Source organism: Methylobacterium sp. 1973 (genome assembly GCF_040545035.1).
Lineage (GTDB): Bacteria > Pseudomonadota > Alphaproteobacteria > Rhizobiales > Beijerinckiaceae > Methylobacterium > Methylobacterium fujisawaense.
In genome coordinates, this window is sequence record NZ_JBEPLA010000007.1 from 27,434 (window position 1) to 45,667 (window position 18,234).

Sequence of the window (18,234 nt, forward strand, 5' to 3'; positions counted from 1 at the left end):
AAAGGTCCCGGACCTTTTGAATCCAGGACCTTCCAGGACCTTCCATGACCGCGACCGCCACCCCCGCGCCGATCCCGACCCTCCAGGGTCTCGCCGAGGTCGCCGACCGGTACGACCTGATCCTCTGCGACGTCTGGGGCGTGCTGCATGACGGCCAGAAGGCCCACGAGGCCGCCGGCGAGGCGCTGATCCGCTTCCGTGGCCGTCCGGGGGCGCGGCCCCGCCGGGTCGTCCTCGTCTCGAACGCACCCCGGCCCGGCGACGGCGTCGGCCGCATCCTCGACCGGTTCGGCGTGCCGCGGGAGGCCTACGACGCGATCCTGACCTCGGGCGACCTCACCCACGACCTGATCGCCGCGCGCCCGGGCGCCCGGATCCGGCATCTCGGACCGGAGCGCGACCTCGGCATCTTCCAGGGGCTCGACCTCAGCCTCGTCCCGGAATCGGAGGCCGACCTCGTCGTCTGCACCGGCCTGTTCGACGACCGCAGCGAGACCCCGGACGATTACCGGCCGGAGCTGGAGCGTCTGGCCGCCCGCGGGCTGACCATGATCTGCGCCAATCCCGACCTCGTCGTGGAGAGCGGCAACCGCCTGATCCCCTGCGCGGGCCTGCTCGCGGCGGCCTATGCGGAGATCGGCGGCCCCGTGGTCTATGCCGGCAAGCCGCACCGCCCGGTCTACGAGGCGGCCCTCGCCAAGGGGGCGGCCCTCACCGGGGCCCCGGTGGATCCGGCGCGGGTCCTGGCGATCGGCGACGCGATCCGCACCGACATCGCGGGCGCCCGCGGCTTCGGCATCGCCAGCGTGCTGGTGGCCCGGGGCATCCACGCGGAGGAACTCGGCGTCACGGCCGCGCATCACCGCCTGGGCGACGTGGCCGAGTGGCTCGGCCGGCAGGCGGTGCATCCGGACGGGGTGATCGAGCGGCTGGTCTGGTAGCGCCCTTCCGGACCTCGGCGTATTGCCGTCAGTCCAACTCTCTGAAATCCGCGACAAGCTTGACACCGCGCGGGAAATTGCGTGGATTTACGGGCGTGAATCGATCCCGCGTCCAACAATCAGCTCCGACATTCGCTTCGCTCGTCATGCGATTCGACCGGGAGACCTGTCCGGCTGCGGTGCTTTCGACGATCGGGGCCGGTGAGACGGCGGGTCTTGCGTGACCCTGGTCTCCGGACTGCCGGACTTCCTGCTCTATCTCGGCACCGCGACCGGACTGATCGGCCTCTACCTGCTGATCTACACCCTCGCCACCGCGCATAACGAGGTCGCGCTGATCCGCCGGGACGTGACGGCTGCGGCCATCGCGCTGGGCGGAAGCCTGCTCGGCTTCACCCTGCCGCTGGCGGTGGCGATCTACAACGCGCGGTCCCTGCTCGACTGCCTGATCTGGGGCCTGATCGCCCTCGTGATCCAGATCGCGATCTACTGGCTCGTGCGCCTTGCGGTGCCGGACCTGTCGCGGCGCATCGAGGAGGATCGCGCCGCCGCCGCGCTCCTCCTCGGCGCGGCCTCGCTGGCGGGCGGCGTCGTGAACGCCGCCGCGATGACCTATTGAGCGGCCGGTGACGGAGACCGCCCCCGCCCCCGCAGCCGTCGGCGCGCCCGAAACCGGTTTCGCCGCCGCCCGCCGCTCCAAGCGCTCGGCCGCCGTGTCGCTGGTTCTGGTCGCGGGCGCCGGCGCGGCCGCCCTGACCCTCGGCGGCCTCGACCCGTCCCAGCGGGAGGAGGAGGCGCTCGTCTACGGGACGCTCGGCGCCTGCATCGCCCAGCAGCTGCGCAGCGCCGAGGCCTGCATCGCCGCCTACAAGACCGCGCAGGAGGCCTATGCGGCGACGGCGCCGCGCTACGAGACCGAGGCCGATTGCCAGCGCCACCACGGGACCGGCGGCTGCACGCCGGGCGGGCCGGTCACGGAGGCCGCGCGCGGCCGCTACCTGCCGGTGATGGCCGCCTTCCTGATGGGGCGGACGGACGCGCAGGACCTGCCGGTCCAGCCGCTCTACCCGCACGCCCCCGAAGAGGAGCGCGACGCGGCGGAGGCGGGGACGGCCGGACATGGGGGCGGCTACTGCACCGGCACGGGCGGCCGGGTCGCCTATGCGGGCGGCGTCTCGCGGGTCCATGTCCCCGCCTCGGTCGCCCGCACCACGAGCACGACCCCGCGCACGATCAGCCGCGGCGGCTTCGGCGGCACCGGGCGGGCGACGGCGTTCTCCGGAGGCTCGGGCGGCCGCACGGGCGGTTTCGGAGGCGGCTGATGCGCCGGGTGGCGATCCCGGAGCGGCCCGACTGGCGGCTGCACGCCGCGCGGGCCGGCTTCGCCTTCCACACGTTCGACGGCGCCCCCTACTGGGACGAGACCGCCTACTACGCCTTCAGCCTCGCCGAGATCGAGGACGCCATCGAGGCGCCGAGCGCCGCGCTGCACGAGCTCTGCCTCGCCTTCGTGGACCGGGCGGTCCGCGACGAAGCGATTCTCGCCGCGCTGCGGATCCCCGAGCATGCCTGGGACGCGATCCGGGCGAGCTGGGAGCGGCGCGACCCCAGCCTGTATGGGCGCTTCGACTTCAGCTACGGGGGAACCGGGCCGGCGAAGCTCCTCGAATACAACGCCGACACGCCCACCGCCCTCTACGAGAGCGCGGTCTTCCAGTGGCTGTGGCTGGAGGACGGGCTGGCCCGGGGACGCCTCCCCGCCGGCGCCGACCAGTTCAACACCCTGCACGAGGCGCTGGTGGCGCGCTTCGCCGCCGTGGCGCCCCCGGAGGGCGTCGCCTTCGCGGGCTTCCCCGACGCGCCGGAGGATCGCGGCACGCTGGCCTATCTCCAGGATTGCGCGCTCCAGGCCGGCCGCGCCGCCCCCTTCCTGCCGGTCGAGGCGATCGGGCTCGCCGTGGACGGGCGCTTCGTGGACGCGGCCGGTGCCCCGATCGGCTGCCTGTTCAAGCTCTACCCGTGGGAATGGATGTTCGCCGACCCGTTCGGCCGCGCGGTCGGCACGGCATCGACCCGATTCCTGGAGCCGCCCTGGAAGGCGGTGCTCTCCAACAAGGGGATGCTGGCGCATCTCTGGGCGATGGCGCCGGGCCATCCCAACCTGCTGCCGACCTACTTCGAGGAGGACCCGGCCAAGGCCGCGCTGGGCCGGAGCTTCGTGAGGAAGCCCCTCTACGGGCGCGAGGGCGCCAACGTGCTGATCGTGCGCGACGGCGCCGTCGCGGCGCGCGACGAGGGTCCCTATGGCGGCGAAGGCTTCGTGCGGCAGGCCCTGGCCGCGTTGCCCGATTTCGAGGGCCGCCGCGCGCTGGTCGGCAGCTGGATGGTCGGCGATCGACCCGCCGGCCTGTGCCTGCGCGAGTCGGACGGCCTCATCACCACCGACCGGGCCCGGTTCGTCCCGCACCTCATCGCGCCGTGACCGGGGCCCGGGTCGCCGGTCACCGGCCCAGCGCCGCGAGTTCCCGCCGCATGTTCGACCGCGCCGGCCCCTCCAGCTCCGCCCGGGCCCGGTCGGTGACGAACAGCGGCCGGCCGGATGCGAGGGCCCCCCGCAGGAAGGCCGCGCGCCCCTGCCGGTAGGCGGCCTCGCCCACGACCGGGACGAATTCCCGCGCCACGCCCGCGGCGTAGCCGTCATAGGCGGCTCGGGCCGCCCCGAGGATCGCCATGTCCAGATCGAGGAAGAGCGCGACGTCCGCGGCGAGCGCGGCCGGGAGACCGTCCGGGACGGCGTGCCGCTCGGTCGCCAGGATCATCGTCTCGGCCGCCGCCAGCGTGGGTGCCGGGACCGCGCCCTCCAGCAGCACCCGCAGGAGCGCGGCGCTGCGGCGCTCGTTGTCCGGGGCGCCCGGCTGGTAGACGGCGTCGTGGAACCAGATCGCCAGTTCCACCGCGTCGGGATTCCGGACGGTCGCGCGGTGGGCGCGAAACGCCTCCAGGAGCGCGTCGATATGCGCCTGGCCGTGATAGACGCGCTGCGGCTCGGCCAGCCGGGCACGCAGGTCAGCCAGGATGCGGGGATGGCCGTCGAGCATCGTCCGATCCTCTATCCGATCCGCCTCCGCGGGACGAGACGGGACCGCACCGATCCGGGTTCGTCGATGGCCCGTCCGCGCGCGGTATGTCGAGCAACGTCCGGCCTGTCGTGGCCCGCCCCGGCGCAAATCCTGACATCCGCATGCGCTGCCCGGTTCAAGCGGCGCTGTGCGTCCGAAGGCTGAATCGGTCGCGTCCGGCGAGACCATCGTCTCCACATCCATGATCAATCATGCAATCTTCGATTTTGCGCAATGCAATGCCGTTGTCCGTGACAGGGTCTCTACTGGACGGATGACACCGGTTATCGCATCTGGTCTTCACGCCGGGCGCCGGCTACACGGGCTGAACGAATCCGGAGGATCCCCCGCGCCCATGAGAACGAGGACCCTGACAGCGACCACGTGGCTGGTTCTGACGACGCTGCTCGCCGCCGCCCCGGCTCGCGCACAGGCCCCTGCCTCCGCCCCCGCCTCCGCCTCCGCCCCGGCGGGTCAGGCGTCCAAGCCCGATGTCGATCCCGCGCAGGAGACGATCCGCAAGCTCAACGCCTATGTCGGGCTCCTCAACCGCACCCTGCGGGCGCAGGAATCGCTCAGCCGCTATCAGAGCTGGGTCAACATGAAGACTGGCCCGACCGGCCGCGAGCGGATCATCTACGGCCTCTACGGGCTCTACGATGTCCGCGGCGAGATCGCGAAGGCGGAGGCCGCGACGGCGCAGCCGCCCGCGATGCCGAACCTCGACGGCGCCATGACGCGCTACATCGCCGCCTACCAGGCCCTCGCGCCGACGATCACCGAGGCGGAGGGCTATTACGAGCGGCAGGATTACCGCGCGGACAAGATGGAGCAGGGCAAGGCGCTCCACGCCAAGCTCGCCGTCGCGGGGCCGGCCTTCCTGGCGGCGCGTGCCCAGGTCGACGCCGCGCTGCGGGTCGAGAAGGAGAAGAGCAACGCGCTGGAACTCGCCGCCATCGAGGCGCGGGAGGGCCGCAAGGCGCGCTGGCACGTCGCGAACGTGATGACCGAGGCGCGCAAGGTCATGGACCTGCTGCCCACCGACGCCAAGCCGGTCGTCGACATGGCGGCCTTCGAGGCCGCGCTCGGGCGCTACGCCGTCGCCGTGAAGGACCTGGACGGGTACAGCGCCGCCAACCCGAACGCCTTCCACGTGTTCGAGAGCCGGCCGCGCGCATTGCTCGGCAAGCTGCGCGAATTCGACGCCAAGCTCGCCAAGGCCAAGGGGGATGCCCGCCGCGGCGCCGGGCGCGACGTGACCTGGATCGTGAACGACTACAACACGATGGTCTCGACCGCGCAGACGGCCACGACCTTCTCGCGGTGATCGGGGGCGCCGTCAGCGGCTGTCCCGGCCCGGTTCCGTCAGCCGCAGCGAGGTCGCGGCCGTGGTGACGGCCGCCTGCCAGCGCGCCCGCTCGGCCACGGGATAGCGGATGCGCAGGGTGACGAAGGCGCCGCCGCTCCCGCCCGCCCGGAGGGTCTTCCGGTACAGGATGCCGTCGGCGGTCGTGCAGGAAAACACGATCCAGCCGGGCTTGCGCGCCCCGTATTCGGGCGGTTGCCGCAGGCAGGTCTTCCGGTCCGCGGCCACGACGGCGTCGAGATCCTGGTCGAGCCCGTCGTTCAGGCCCGACACCGTCAGGTGCAGATGGCCGTCGGCCGAATGGAAGGCCTGCCCGTCGCCGTTGTCGGGCGGCGGCTCCGCGACGAGGTCGGCGGGAACGTCGATGGAGAAGCCGAAACGGGCATTGACCACGTGCCGGAGCGCGGGTGTGTCCGACAGCGCTTCGCTCCAGTCGCGCCGGACCTGCGCGATCCGCGCGGTATAGACCCGCGTCAGGCAGGCGGCATCCGGGCAGGCATCGCGGATCCGCGTGCGCCAGCGTGCGTGGTCCGCACCGAATGTGTCGATCGCCCGGCCGGTCTCTCCGTCGATCCCACGTGTCTCCCCGGCGATCCTGTCGAACAGGCGCCTGAGTTCGTCGTCCAGCCTCGTCAGAGCGGGGTCGGCACAGATCAGCGTCTCGACCCGGCTCCGGCTCCCGGCGCAATCCGGAGCCGCCTGCGCGGCGGACGCGCCCGCGCTCAGGCCGAAGCCGAGCGCCAGCACGGGGCACGCGGCCCGCCATCGCCGCGGCTGGAAGGCCGGGCGCTCCGCGAACGCCGCTCTCGGCGAGGCCTGACCGGAAGCCCGGGCGGGACCGGGCATCGATCCGCCGCCTGCCGGCCGTGATCGCTTCGGCGGAGGCGTCTTCCGTCGCAGCACAACATCCTCCCTCCAGCGCGCCGCCACATCCCGGAACGGGCCGGGAGCCCGGGTCACCGGATCGTCGGCGGACCGAACGAAAGCTTTCGGGCAGAGTTGAGGCCGACCGTGAAGACCGCACAGGGTCGAGGCGGAGTGAAAACGCTGCCGTCGGCGTCGCCTGCGCACCCGTGTGCCCGGCCTGGCGGATGTCGTCTCCCGACCCGGGCGCGCGATACAGGGGTACGCGGCGAAACCACCGGACATTGATTCCCAAAGATCGTTCTCCATGATCTGTCGGACGTTCTCGTTCACAAATCTATTTGCCAAAACAGAAAGGCATCGCTCAACGAGCTGTCGATGATCGAGGGACACGGGCTGCCGCTTCCTGCCGCCCGGTCAAGGCTGCGTCGCGCGATCGTGCCGTCGGCCGGATCTTCGCGGTGACGCATGCCGGCAGCCCCGACGAGCGGGAGCGCCGCACAGCATCCCGCGATCGTCGCACGACGGCATCCCTGCGAGACCGATCCCGGGACCCACGTTTCACCCGGTCTCGATCGGAAGCGGCCGGTCCGGTGCGCGCGGCCGCGATCGATTGCGCTGAGGAGACCGTTCGGTCTATCGCCTGCGCAGGACGGCCGGCGGCCTCGGGCGCCGGCTCGATCCGCGAGGAGCGCGCCCATGTCAGCCGCACACGCCCCGATCGGCCGCTTCCCGATCCCCCGCCTGGAGGATCTGCCGGCCGACATCCGCGCGCGGATCGAGGCGGTGCAGGAAAAGTCCGGCTTCGTCCCGAACGTGTTCCTGGTGCTCGCCCATCGCCCGGAGGAATTCCGAGCCTTCTTCGCGTATCACGACGCCCTCATGGACAAGCCGGGCAACCTGACCAAGGCCGAGCGCGAGATGATCGTCGTGGCGACCTCGGCCATGAACCAGTGCCAGTACTGCGTGATCGCCCACGGTGCGATCCTCCGGATCCGCGCCAAGGACCCGCTGATCGCCGATCAGGTCGCGATCAACTACCGCAAGGCCGACCTCACCGATCGGCAGAAGGCGATGCTCGATTTCGCCATGCTGGTCAGCCAGTCCGCGCATCTCGTGGGGGAGGCCGCGTTCGAAACGCTCGGGGCGCACGGCTTCGACGACGCGGATGCCTGGGATATCGCCGCCATCGCGGCCTTCTTCGGCCTGTCGAACCGGCTGGCGAACGTGACCGGCCTGCGGCCCAACCCGGAATTCTACACGCTGGGGCGCGGCTGACGGCATGGCCGTCCCGCCAGCGCCGCGGCGCACCTGACCGGCGCAGCTGAAAGCGACACCGCCTTGGACCCTCTCCCGTGACCGGCGCGGTGCTGCTCGCCCTGTTGCCGATCGTGATCCTGACCGCGCTGGGACTGGCCCTGCGGCGGCGTGGTTTCCTGGCCGAGGGCTTCTGGCCGCAGGCCGAGCGGCTGGGCTACTTCGTGCTGCTGCCGAGCCTGTTCTTCCACGGCCTCGCGACGGCGCGGATCGAGGCCGTGCCGGTCGGCGCCCTCGCGCTGACGCTGATCCTGTCGACCCTCGCCGTCGCGGTTCTCGTGATCGTCCTGAGGCCGTGCCTGAGGCTCGACGGACCGGCCTTCACCTCGGTGTTCCAGGGCAGTGTCCGCTTCAACAACTATGTCGGGGTGACGCTGGCCGCCGGATTGTTCGGGCCGCAGGGCATCGCGCTGGCGGCCATCTGCAACGCGGCGATCGTGCCCACCGTCAACATCCTCTGCGTGCTGGTCTTCGCCCGGCACGGCACGGTGCGGCTGACGCCGCGCGGCATCGCCCGGCAACTGGCCACCAACCCGCTGGTGGTGTCCTCGCTCGGCGGAATCCTGGTCCAGGGCCTCGGCCTCGGTATTCCGCCGGGGCTGGAACCGGCCCTGCGGGCCCTCGGGGCCGCGTCGCTGCCCCTCGGCCTGCTCTGCGTCGGCGCGGCGCTCGACTTCGGCACCGCCCGGCACTGGGCGGGGCCCGTGCTCGCCGCCTCGACGATGAAGTTCATCGCCATGCCGGCGGCGACGGTTCTGGCGGCCCTGTGCCTCGGGCTGCACGGCCCGGCGCTGACCACCGCCCTGCTCTTCCAGGTCCTGCCCACCGCCTCCTCCGCCTACATCCTGGCCCGGCAGCTCGGCGGGGACGCCCCCCTGATGGCGGGGATCACGGCGGCGCAGACCGTGCTGGCCCTGGTGGCGATGCCCCTGGTCCTGATCGCCCTCGCCGCCTGGGTTCCGCTCTAGGCTCCCGGCGCGCCGCCCGGCCCCGTCGTGCGACCTGGCGTCGCGCGCGCATGGCGGATCCGGTCGCCGTGCCCTTCGGCCACCCGGCACCGGCCTCCCGCGCGGACGGTTAGCCCGCCTGTGCCAATCCTTTAGCCCTATAGGAGCGGCACGGTTCGGCTGTTAACACGCTTTAAGTTTTGCGGCCGACCCGGTGAGGAGGCGAACCCCGGCTTGAACCTACGAAGCGGCGCGGCTCAGCGTCTTGATGTGACTGCGTGCGATCGCGAGCCCATCCATATCGTCGGCAGCGTCCAGCCGCACGGATTCCTGCTCGGGCTCGACGCCCGGTCCCTCGCCATCGTCCAGGCGAGCGCCAACGCCCCAGCGGCGGCGGCGGTCGGGACCATCCTCGACGCGGCTCTGCCCGACCTTGCGGCCGTCGTCCGGCACCACCTCGCGGCGGCGGAGACCCAGGACGGGGCCCTCTATCTTCGCACCGTCACGCTGGAGACCGGCAGCGGGCGCCAAGCCTACGAGGTGGCGGCCCACCGGGTCGATGACCTTGTGGTGGTGGAACTGGAGGAGATCGACGCGGCCGCCGCCGACATCGGCGTCGACCTGCTCACGCCGCGCCTGCGCGCCTTCGTCGAACGCCTGCACACCGCCCGAACCGTCGAGGACCTCTGCCGGTTCGTCGCCGAGGACATCCGCCAGATCACCGGTCTCGACCGCGCCCTGGTCTACAGGTTCGACCGCGACTGGCACGGGACGGTGCTGGCCGAGGCCGGGAACGGCGTCCTGCCCTCCTACCTCGACCTGCGCTTCCCCGCCTCCGACATCCCCGTCCAGGCGCGCGAACTCTACCGCCGGAACCGCCTGCGCATCATCCCCGATGCCGGCTACGTCCCCGTGCCGATCCGGCCGGCCACCACGCCGTCCGGCCGGCCCCTGGACCTCAGCCAGTCGGTGCTGCGCTCGGTCTCGCCGGTCCATGTCGAGTACATGCGCAACATGGGCACGATGGCGTCCATGTCGGTGTCGATCCTCGTCGACGGCGCGCTCTGGGGCCTGATCTCCTGCCACAACCGCGCGCCCAAGCGCGTGCCCCTCCAGGCGCGCAACGCCTGCGACGTGCTCACCCAGATCTTCGCGCTGCAGCTCTCGGCCCGCGAGCGCGGCGCCCAGTCCGAGAGGCGTCTGGCCCTGGGCGCCGTGCAGGCGCGCCTCCTCGGCTTCATGGCCGAGGAGGACAGCTTCGTCGACGGCCTGCTCAACCATCCCGACGACGTCCTGGCCCTGGTGGACGCGACCGGCGCCGCGGTGGTGACGGCGGACCGCTGCCGGCTGCTCGGGGCCACGCCGACCGAGCGCGAGGTCCGTGGCCTGTACCGGTGGCTGTCCGCGCGCGAGGAGGCCGAGGAGGTCTTCGTCTCCGAAGCCCTGTCGGAGGCGTTTCCGGCGGCCGCGGCCTTCGCCGGGCGGGCGAGCGGTCTCCTGGCGGTCTCGGTCTCGAAGAAATACGCGAGTTACATCCTCTGGTTCAGACCCGAGGTCGTGCGGACGGTGAAGTGGGGCGGCAATCCCGTGAAGGCCGTCGAGCCCGATCCGGACGGCGGCCCGGACCGGCTGCACCCGCGCAAGTCGTTCGAGATCTGGAAGGAAACCGTGAAGGGCCGCTCCCTGCCCTGGTCCGACCCGGAGGTGGAGGCCGCCAAGGACCTGCGCGCCTCGGTGCTCGGCATCGTGCTGCGCCGGGCGGAGGAACTCGCCGCCATGAGCGAGGAGCTGCAGCGCACGAACAAGGAGCTGGAGGCCTTCTCGTACTCGGTCAGCCACGACCTGCGCGCGCCCTTCCGCCACATCGTCGGCTACGCGAACCTGCTCAAGACCCGCGAGGGGGCCCAACTGTCCGACAAGGGCCGGCACTACGTGGAGACGATCATCGAGGCGGCCTTCTCGGCCGGAACCCTGGTCGACAGCCTCCTGAGCTTCTCGCAGATGGGCCGGCACGCCCTGAACAAGGTCTGGGGCGACATGAACGCCCTGGTCGAGGAAGTCCGCCGCAAGGTCCTGCGCGACGTCACCCCCGACCGGACCATCCGCTGGGAGATCGCCCCGCTCGGCCGCGCCTATGCCGATCCGGTGATGCTGCGGCTCGTCCTCGAGAACCTGCTGTCGAACGCCGTGAAGTACACCCGCGACACCGCGGAGGCGGTGATCGCCGTGGGCAGCCTGCCGCCCCGGGACGGGGAGGCGGTCTACTACGTCCGCGACAACGGCGCCGGCTTCGACATGGCCTATGTCGACAAGCTGTTCGGCGTCTTCCAGCGCCTGCACCGGGTCGAGGAGTTCGAGGGCACCGGCATCGGTCTCGCCAACGTCCGGCGCATCGTCGAGCGCCACGGCGGGCGGACCTGGGCCGAGGGAACGCTCGGCCGGGGCGCCACATTCTACTTCACCCTGCCCATCCGGGAGGAGGCGCACTGAGATGGCAGGACTGAAACCCATCCTCCTGGTCGAGGACAATCCGAACGACATCGAGCTGACCCTCGCGGCCCTCGAATCGAGCCAGCTCGCCAACGAGATCGTCATCTGCCGCGACGGCGCCGAGGCCCTCGACTTCATCTACTGCCGCGGCGCCCACGAGAAGCGGCAGGCCCAGGATCCCGCCGTGGTCCTGCTCGACCTGAAGCTTCCCAAGGTCGACGGCCTGGAGGTGCTCGCCAAGATCAAGGGCGACCCGGTCACCCGCAAGACGCCCGTGGTCATGCTGACCTCGTCCCGCGAGGAGACCGACCTGGTGCGCTCCTACGACCTCGGGGTGAACGCCTTCGTGGTGAAGCCCGTGGGCTTCGAGGAGTTCTTCGCCGCGATCAAGGAGATCGGGGTGTTCTGGGCCCTCCTCAACGAGCCGCCGCCATACCGGGGAGGCTGGCCATCGAACGCGTGATCGGACGTTCCGCGGGCCCGCTGCGCATCCTGCATCTGGAGGACAGCGATCTCGACGCCGAGCTGATCGAGGCCGAGCTGGAGACGCTCGGGCATCCGGTCGAGATCGAGCGGGTGATGACGCGCGACGCCTTCGCCCGCGCGGCGGTGCCCGGCCGGTACGATCTGATCCTGGCGGACTACGTCCTGCCGACCTTCGACGGGGTGAGCGCCCTCGGCATCGCCCGGACGCAATGCCCGGACACCCCGTTCATCTTCTGCTCGGGCACGCTGGGCGAGGACGTGGCCGTCGAGGCCCTGAAGAACGGCGCCACCGACTACGTCGTCAAGCAGCGCCTCGACCGGATGCCGCGCACCATCGTCCGGGCGCTGGCCGAGGCGCGGGCGCGCGCCGAGAAGCGCGAAGCCGAGGCCGCCCTGCAGGCGCTCAACGAGACCCTGGAGGCGCGCATCGCCGAGCGCACCCGGGAACTCGCCGCGGCGAACGACGCTCTGCAGGCTCAGATCGTCGAACGCGAACGGGCGGAGGACGCCCTGCGGCTCGCCCAGCGCCTGGACGCGGTCGGGCAGCTCACGAGCGGCGTCGCGCACGACTTCAACAACCTGCTCACGGTGATTGCCGGCAACATCGAGTTCCTGGAGCGCGCCGTCTCCGACGCCCGCTCGAAGCGCCGCCTCGACATGATGCGCGGGGCCGCCGAGCGCGCCGCCCGGCTCACGGCACAGCTCCTCGCCTTCTCCCGGCGCCAGCGCCTGGAACCCACCCCGGTCAGCCTGAACCAGACGGTCGCCTCGATGCGCGACCTGCTGCAGAGTTCGATCGGCGGCGCGGTTCGCATCGAGACCGCGCTCCAGCCCGATCTGTGGCCGGCCCTGGTCGACGCCACCCAGATCGAGCTCGTGATCCTCAACCTCGCCATCAACGCCCGCGACGCGATGGCGGTGGGCGGCCGGCTCGCCATCGAGACCGCCAATGTCAGCGTCACCGGGGCGCCGACGCGGCCCGAACAGCCGGCGCCCGGCGCCTACGTCATGGTGGCGGTGAGCGATACCGGCACCGGGATGACGCCGGACGTGCTGGCCCGGGTGTTCGAGCCGTTCTTCACCACCAAGGAGGTCGGCAAGGGGTCGGGTCTCGGGCTCGCCCAGGTCTACGGCTTCGTCAAGCAGTCCGGCGGCGGCATCCGCATCGACACGGTCGCCGGCGAGGGCACCTCGATCAAGGTCTACCTGCCCCGGGCCGCGGAGGCGAAGGGGGACGCACCCCGCAATGCCGCCGCGGCCGAGGCCGCGCGGATGCATCCGCCCGGAAGCGGCCCCCGGCTCTTGGTGGTCGACGACGACGCCGAGGTGCGCGAGGTGACGACGACCCGCCTGACCGAGGCCGGCTACGCGGTGCGCGAGGCGGCCTCCGGCCTGCAGGCCCTGGCGGCCCTCGAAGCGGATCCGGGCGTCGACCTCGTCGTGATGGATTTCGCCATGCCCGGCATGAATGGAGCCGAGACGGCTCTGGAGATCCGGAAGCGCTGGCCGACGCTGCCGGTGCTGTTCGTCACCGGCTTTGCCGACACCACCGCCCTGACGAAGGCCGGGGCCGTCGGCAGCGACGCGATCGTGCTGAAGCCGTTCCGGGTCGGCGAGCTCGAGGGCAAGGTCGCCGCCGCCCTGGCGGCCCGCCCGCCGGCGCAGCTCCGCCTGATCTCGGGCCGCGACAGGAGCGCCTGAGGCGTCCTCGACCCGGGCCGTGGCCATCGGACGGTCCACGTCGGCGAAAGGCTGCCCCCGGCAGTCGGCGCTGCGACCGGAGCGGGGTGTCTGGCCCTGCCGGTGGTGCCGGCCTCCGGCTACACCCACGCCCGGGCCGAGATGGGGGATCCGCGCTTTCGCGCAGCTGCCAATCGCGGCACGGGGCCTAGATCAGGGTCATGCCCCCTTCGCGCCCCATGACCCGCGCCGCCGGCCTCGAGGCCCTGGCGACATTCCTGACCGGTCCCGGCGCCGCCTACGCGGCGTCCCGGAACACGGATCGCGGCCCCGGTGCGACGCCGACGACGTCGGTTCTGTCGCCCTACCTGCGCCGCCGGCTGCTCACCGAGGAGGAGGTCGCCCGGGCCGCGCAGAGCGCCTTCGGCATCCCGGGCGCGGAGCGTTTCGTCTCCGAGGTGTTCTGGCGGACCTACTTCAAGGGCCACCTCGAAACCCATCCCGGCGCCTGGACCGGCTATCGGGAGGGTCTGGCGGCCGCACGGACGCGCCTTGCCGCCGAGCCCGGCCTGCGCCGGACCTACGAGCGGGCCGCCGCGGGGCGCACGGGCCTCGACGGCTTCGACGCCTGGGTCGGCCAGCTCGCCGAGGAGGGCTGGCTGCACAACCATGCCCGCATGTGGTTCGCCTCGATCTGGATCTTCACCCTGCGCCTGCCCTGGGAGCTGGGCGCCGACCTGTTCCTGCGCCACCTGCTCGACGGCGATCCGGCCAGCAACACCCTGTCGTGGCGGTGGGTCGCGGGCCTCCACACCCGGGGCAAGCCCTACCGCGCCCGGCGCGACAACATCCGGCAGTACACGGAGGGCCGCCACGATCCCGCCGGGCTCGACGAGGGGGCCGCGCCGCTGGAGGAGGACATGCCCCCGCGGGAGGTGCCCCTCGCCCCGGCCGACACCCCGCCGGACGGGGCGGTCGCCCTGCTGCTGCACCTCGACGACCTTCATCCCGAGAGCCTTCCCCTCGGACCGGCCCGCGTGGTCCGCGTCGGCGGCCTTCTCGCCCACGCGGAGGGGGCGGTCGACCGGGTCCGCGCGGCCGACGCGGCGGCGCTGGCGGATGCCCTGACCCGGGCGCAGGCGCAGTTCGGCTGCCCGGCCGTGCCCGTGCAGGACGGCTGGGCCGGCGACCTGCCCGTGGTGACGGCCTGGGCGCCGGCAGGCCCCTCGGCGGAGGTGCTGCCGCGGGATTGCCTCCGGGTCCGCCGCCCCTGGGATTCGCGGGCTTGGCCCCTCGCGAACCGCGGCTTCTTCCGCCTGCGCAGCGCCATCCCCGGCCTGATGGAGGCCTGACGCCGCAGATGGTCGGCGGCAGGCGCCCCCGACGCCATGTTCCCGGGACCGCGGGGCGACGCCCGCGCCCGCATCCGGAGCTTCCGCCATGGACAGGGTCCTGTACGTGCTCGTCACCCTCGTGGAATCGGTGCTCGGGATCTTCGGCGTGCGGGCGCTCTACGAGCAGCCCGCCTACACGGTGGTCGAGCGTCTCGACCGCGGGGTCGAGATCCGGTCCTACGCGCCGCGCCTGGCGGTCGAGACCGATTCCCGCGGCCAGGGCGACGGCGAGGCCTTCGGCCGGCTGTTCCGCTACATCACCGGTGCGAACCGGGGGGGCGACCGCATCGCCATGACCGCGCCGGTGGAGACCGGCGGGCGGCGCATCGCCATGACGGTCCCGGTGGAGCAGGACGGGGCCGGCACGATGCGCTTCTTCCTGCCGCGCGCGGTGGCGGCGGCTGGGGCACCCGCGCCGACCGAGCCGGGGATCCGGCTGGTCGAGATCCCGGCCGAACGGATCGCGGCGTTGCGCTTCTCCGGCCGTCTCACCCCGGAGGCGCGGGCCGCACAGGCGCGCATCCTCGCCGACGTGCTGGCGGCGGCGGGACGGAGAACCGAGGGCGCGCCGTTCGTCATGGGATACGATCCCCCCTTCGCGATCCCGTTCCTGCGCAGGAACGAGGTGGCCGTCCGGCTGGCCTCCCCGTGAGCTGAGGCGGCGACGGGGGCCGGTCCCGGCCGGCATCCCGATGGCCCGTCGCCGAACTTCCCGATTGCGTAATATTCCTGGAAGTTACTTCCAAATATGCCCGAAGATCCCGGACGATCGTTCGATGATGTTATATCTGCGCAACACTGTGCGTCATTCGATGGTCTTTTCCGGCACGGGCAGGGATTAAACAAAACGTGAATTGCGACCCGAACCCGACCCGAGATCAGTGACGCTCACGCAGCCGACGGGAAGCGGCGCGAGCCTTGAATTCAGGTTGGGGGAAGATATGCACGCCCTACGTGGCAGCTTGATCGCGTCCGTGGCCCTGTTGCCCGGTGTCGCGCAGGCTCAACAAGCCGTCACCCTCGGTGAGATCAGCGTCGTCTCGACGTCGCCGGTGGGTGCGGGCGGCGGCAATTCCAGCGGCGCCCAGACCCTCGATACCCTCGCCCAGACCGCGCCGACGCTGCCGGCTCCGGCCGGCGGGGTGCGCCTGCGGGGCTCGGAGCAGCCGCTCAACAAGATCCCCAGCACCGTCGAGACCGTCACGGCGCGGCAGATCGAGATCGACCGGGGCTCCGACAACGTGATCGCCACGCTGGCGCGGCAGACGCCCGGCGTGAACCTCAACGATTCGCAGGGCAATTCGAACCGGGTCGATCTCAGCTATCGCGGCTTCACCGCCTCGTCCGTGCAGGGCGTGCCGCAGGGGCTCGCCGTCTATCAGAACGGCGTGCGCATCAACGAAGCCTTCGGCGACGTCGTCAATTTCGACCTGATCCCCCCGCAGGCGATCCAGCGGATCGACGTCGTCACCGGCAACCCGGTCTTCGGCCTCAACGCCATCGGCGGCGCGGTCAACATCCAGATGAAGAACGGCTTCACCTGGCAGGGCACCGAGATCTCGGCCTGGGGCGGCTCGGACGCGCGCACCGCCGGCTACCTCGAATACGGCAAGGTCTCCGGCCCCTGGAGCTTCTATTTCACGGGCGACGGCCTGAACGACCGCGGCTGGCGCTACCAGAGCCCGAGCACGATCGGCCGCCTCTACGCGGATCTCGGCTACCGCTCCCAGGATTCGGAGTTCCACCTGATCGGGCTCGCCGCCCGCAGCTTCTACGGCGCCGCCGCCGCGACCCCGGTGGACTTCACCCACCGCGATCCGCGGGCGATCTTCACCTACCCGCAGACCCAGACGACGCAGGTCGGCACGATCCAGCTGACCGGCCGGGTGGACATCTCGCCGACCTGGGATCTCGCCGGCAACGCTTATTACCGGCGCTTCAGCGAGAATTACGTCGACGGCAACCAGGGCAACTTCGAGAATTGCAGCAGCCGCAGCAGCTTCCGGGGCTCGCTCTGCTACCAGGACGACGCGTTCAACGTGAACGCGCCGCCCACCAGTCAGGTGGCGGCCCGCCGGGCCTACGCCAACCAGTTCGCGATCCTGGGCCTGAACAACCGGACGATCCCGTTCCTGCGGAACATCCCCTACGGCACGATCGACACGACCCTGACCGAGGCCGAGTCGTATGGTGGCTCGCTGCAGGCGGCCAACCGCGACCGGATCTTCGGCCTGAACAACGCCTTCGTGGTCGGCGGCAGCGTCGACGCCTCAACCTTCGCGTTCAAGTCGTCCAGCCAGCTGGGCGTGATCAATCCGAACCTGTCGATCACCGTCGACCCGAACAACCCGTATTACGGCACCATCCCGGGGCTCGGCACGCCGGACATCCGCACCCTCGGGGCGATCGGCCTCGCGCCCAGCTCGGTGACCGGCTCGACGTTGTATCTCGGCCTCTACGCCACCGACACGCTGGACCTCACCGACCGGCTGTCGCTGACCGGCGGCTTCCGCCTCAACTACGCCCGCATCCAGACGCGCGACCAGACCGGCTTCTCGCCGGACGTGACCGGCGTGCACGAATACACCAAGGTCAACCCGCTCGCGGGCCTGACCTACCAGTTCGACCCGGCGGTCAACCTCTACGGCAGCTATTCGGAATCGAACCGTGCCCCGACCCCGCTGGAGCTGTCCTGCTCCAGCCCGACCCAGCCCTGCCTGCTGCCCAACTCGCTGGTGGCCGATCCGCCGCTCAAGCAGGTCACCGGCCGGACCTACGAGGCCGGCTTCCGCGGGGTGATCCCGAGCTTCCTGTCGGGCGGCGCCCTGACCTACAAGGCCGGCGTCTACCGCACCGACCTGAGCAACGACCTCTATCAGGTCGCCGTCGCCGGCAATGCCGCCAGGGCCTACTACATCAACGTCCCGGCGACCCGGCGCCAGGGCATCGAGGTCGGCGCCGAATACGCCGTCACCCCCGACCTGCTGGTCTACGCCAACTACGCCCTGGTCGACGCGACCTTCCAGTTCAACGCGACCCTCTCGTCGCCCAACAACCCCCTGGCCAGCACGGGGGCGACCGGCGGTGCCGTGGGCGGCGACGTGATCCCGAACGGCGGCATCCGGGTGCGGCCGGGCGACAAGATCCCGCTCATCCCCGATCACCAGATCAAGGCGGGCTTCGAGTACAACATCACCCCGAACTGGCGCTTCGGCCTCAACGTCTCGGCCTTCTCGTCGTCCTATTTCCGCGGCGACGAATCGAACCTGAACCGCAAGTTGCCGGCCTACTACGTGATGAACCTGACGACGAAGTATCAGGTCACCAAGAACCTGGAGATCTTCGGGCTGATCACCAACCTGACGAACAACCGCTACGCCACCTTCGGCACTTTCGCCGAGACGGGGGCGGTCGCCGGCAACCTGTCGATCAACGATCCCCGGACCACGACGCTGGCGCAGCCGCTCTCGGTCTATGCCGGCCTGACCTACTGGTTCGGGGAAGATCCGGTCCCGATGGCGCCGGAGCCGATCATCCGGAAGTACTGATCCCGCCCGCGGGACCCTGACGGCACCCGTGAGCGCGACGCGGCCGGGGTGAACGCCTTCACCGCGCGCGCCTGCGACGCGG

General features: G+C 71.3%; 15 protein-coding genes. 13 read left to right on the plus strand and 2 right to left on the minus strand.

The window, feature by feature from the left end; translation table 11 throughout:
* Positions 1–44: 44 nt before the first annotated feature.
* The 4 genes from ABIC70_RS14990 (at position 45) to ABIC70_RS15005 (ending at position 3,423) form a co-directional block, all read left to right on the plus strand.
* Positions 45–941 carry a TIGR01459 family HAD-type hydrolase gene (locus ABIC70_RS14990; protein ID WP_043353860.1) on the plus strand — a complete coding sequence of 299 codons (897 nt, stop codon included), beginning with the start codon at positions 45–47 and terminating at the stop codon, positions 939–941.
* Between the two features lie 220 nt (positions 942–1,161).
* On the plus strand, positions 1,162–1,560 hold the full coding sequence (locus ABIC70_RS14995; protein WP_043353858.1) for a DUF350 domain-containing protein: 399 nt from the start codon (positions 1,162–1,164) through the stop codon (positions 1,558–1,560).
* Between the two features lie 7 nt (positions 1,561–1,567).
* Complete coding sequence (locus ABIC70_RS15000; protein ID WP_342142166.1) at positions 1,568–2,263, plus strand: DUF1190 domain-containing protein; 696 nt, start codon at positions 1,568–1,570, stop codon at positions 2,261–2,263.
* Entirely contained in the window at positions 2,263–3,423 is a 1,161-nt protein-coding gene (locus ABIC70_RS15005) for a glutathionylspermidine synthase family protein (protein WP_354439997.1), read from the plus strand. Before ABIC70_RS15000 ends, ABIC70_RS15005 begins: the two co-directional genes overlap by 1 nt.
* Positions 3,424–3,442: 19 nt before the next feature.
* Here the strand turns inward: ABIC70_RS15005 and ABIC70_RS15010 are convergent, their stop codons facing one another.
* Positions 3,443–4,039: an HD domain-containing protein gene (locus tag ABIC70_RS15010; protein WP_354439998.1), complete on the minus strand. Its 597-nt coding sequence runs from the start codon at positions 4,037–4,039 to the stop codon at positions 3,443–3,445.
* A 376-nt stretch (positions 4,040–4,415) separates the two neighbouring features.
* Between ABIC70_RS15010 and ABIC70_RS15015 the strand changes: the two genes are divergently transcribed.
* On the plus strand, positions 4,416–5,387 hold the full coding sequence (locus ABIC70_RS15015; RefSeq protein ID WP_354439999.1) for a YiiG family protein: 972 nt from the start codon (positions 4,416–4,418) through the stop codon (positions 5,385–5,387).
* Between the two features lie 12 nt (positions 5,388–5,399).
* Here ABIC70_RS15015 and ABIC70_RS15020 read toward each other — a convergent pair whose 3' ends face one another.
* Positions 5,400–6,272 (minus strand): lysozyme inhibitor LprI family protein, encoded by an 873-nt coding sequence (locus tag ABIC70_RS15020; protein WP_354440000.1) that lies wholly within the window; start codon positions 6,270–6,272, stop codon positions 5,400–5,402.
* A 717-nt stretch (positions 6,273–6,989) separates the two neighbouring features.
* Here ABIC70_RS15020 and ABIC70_RS15025 point away from each other — a divergent pair.
* From ABIC70_RS15025 to ABIC70_RS15060, 8 genes are all read left to right on the plus strand, one after another.
* Positions 6,990–7,568: a peroxidase-related enzyme gene (locus ABIC70_RS15025; protein WP_043759571.1), complete on the plus strand. Its 579-nt coding sequence runs from the start codon at positions 6,990–6,992 to the stop codon at positions 7,566–7,568.
* 77 nt (positions 7,569–7,645) lie between these two features.
* Positions 7,646–8,575, plus strand: coding sequence for an AEC family transporter (locus ABIC70_RS15030; protein ID WP_043759569.1), 930 nt, complete (start codon positions 7,646–7,648; stop codon positions 8,573–8,575).
* A gap of 213 nt (positions 8,576–8,788) precedes the next feature.
* Entirely contained in the window at positions 8,789–11,044 is a 2,256-nt protein-coding gene (locus ABIC70_RS15035; RefSeq protein WP_043759567.1) for an ATP-binding protein, read from the plus strand.
* Between the two features lies 1 nt (position 11,045).
* Positions 11,046–11,507 (plus strand): response regulator, encoded by a 462-nt coding sequence (locus tag ABIC70_RS15040; protein ID WP_043353847.1) that lies wholly within the window; start codon positions 11,046–11,048, stop codon positions 11,505–11,507.
* Positions 11,504–13,231, plus strand: coding sequence for a hybrid sensor histidine kinase/response regulator (locus ABIC70_RS15045; protein WP_179697430.1), 1,728 nt, complete (start codon positions 11,504–11,506; stop codon positions 13,229–13,231). The genes ABIC70_RS15040 and ABIC70_RS15045 overlap by 4 nt, the downstream gene beginning before the upstream one ends.
* A 200-nt stretch (positions 13,232–13,431) precedes the next feature.
* Positions 13,432–14,562: an FAD-binding domain-containing protein gene (locus tag ABIC70_RS15050; RefSeq protein ID WP_354440001.1), complete on the plus strand. Its 1,131-nt coding sequence runs from the start codon at positions 13,432–13,434 to the stop codon at positions 14,560–14,562.
* 88 nt (positions 14,563–14,650) lie between these two features.
* Entirely contained in the window at positions 14,651–15,256 is a 606-nt protein-coding gene (locus ABIC70_RS15055; RefSeq protein ID WP_043759561.1) for an SOUL family heme-binding protein, read from the plus strand.
* A gap of 289 nt (positions 15,257–15,545) precedes the next feature.
* On the plus strand, positions 15,546–18,152 hold the full coding sequence (locus tag ABIC70_RS15060; RefSeq protein ID WP_354440002.1) for a TonB-dependent receptor: 2,607 nt from the start codon (positions 15,546–15,548) through the stop codon (positions 18,150–18,152).
* Positions 18,153–18,234: the final 82 nt, after the last annotated feature.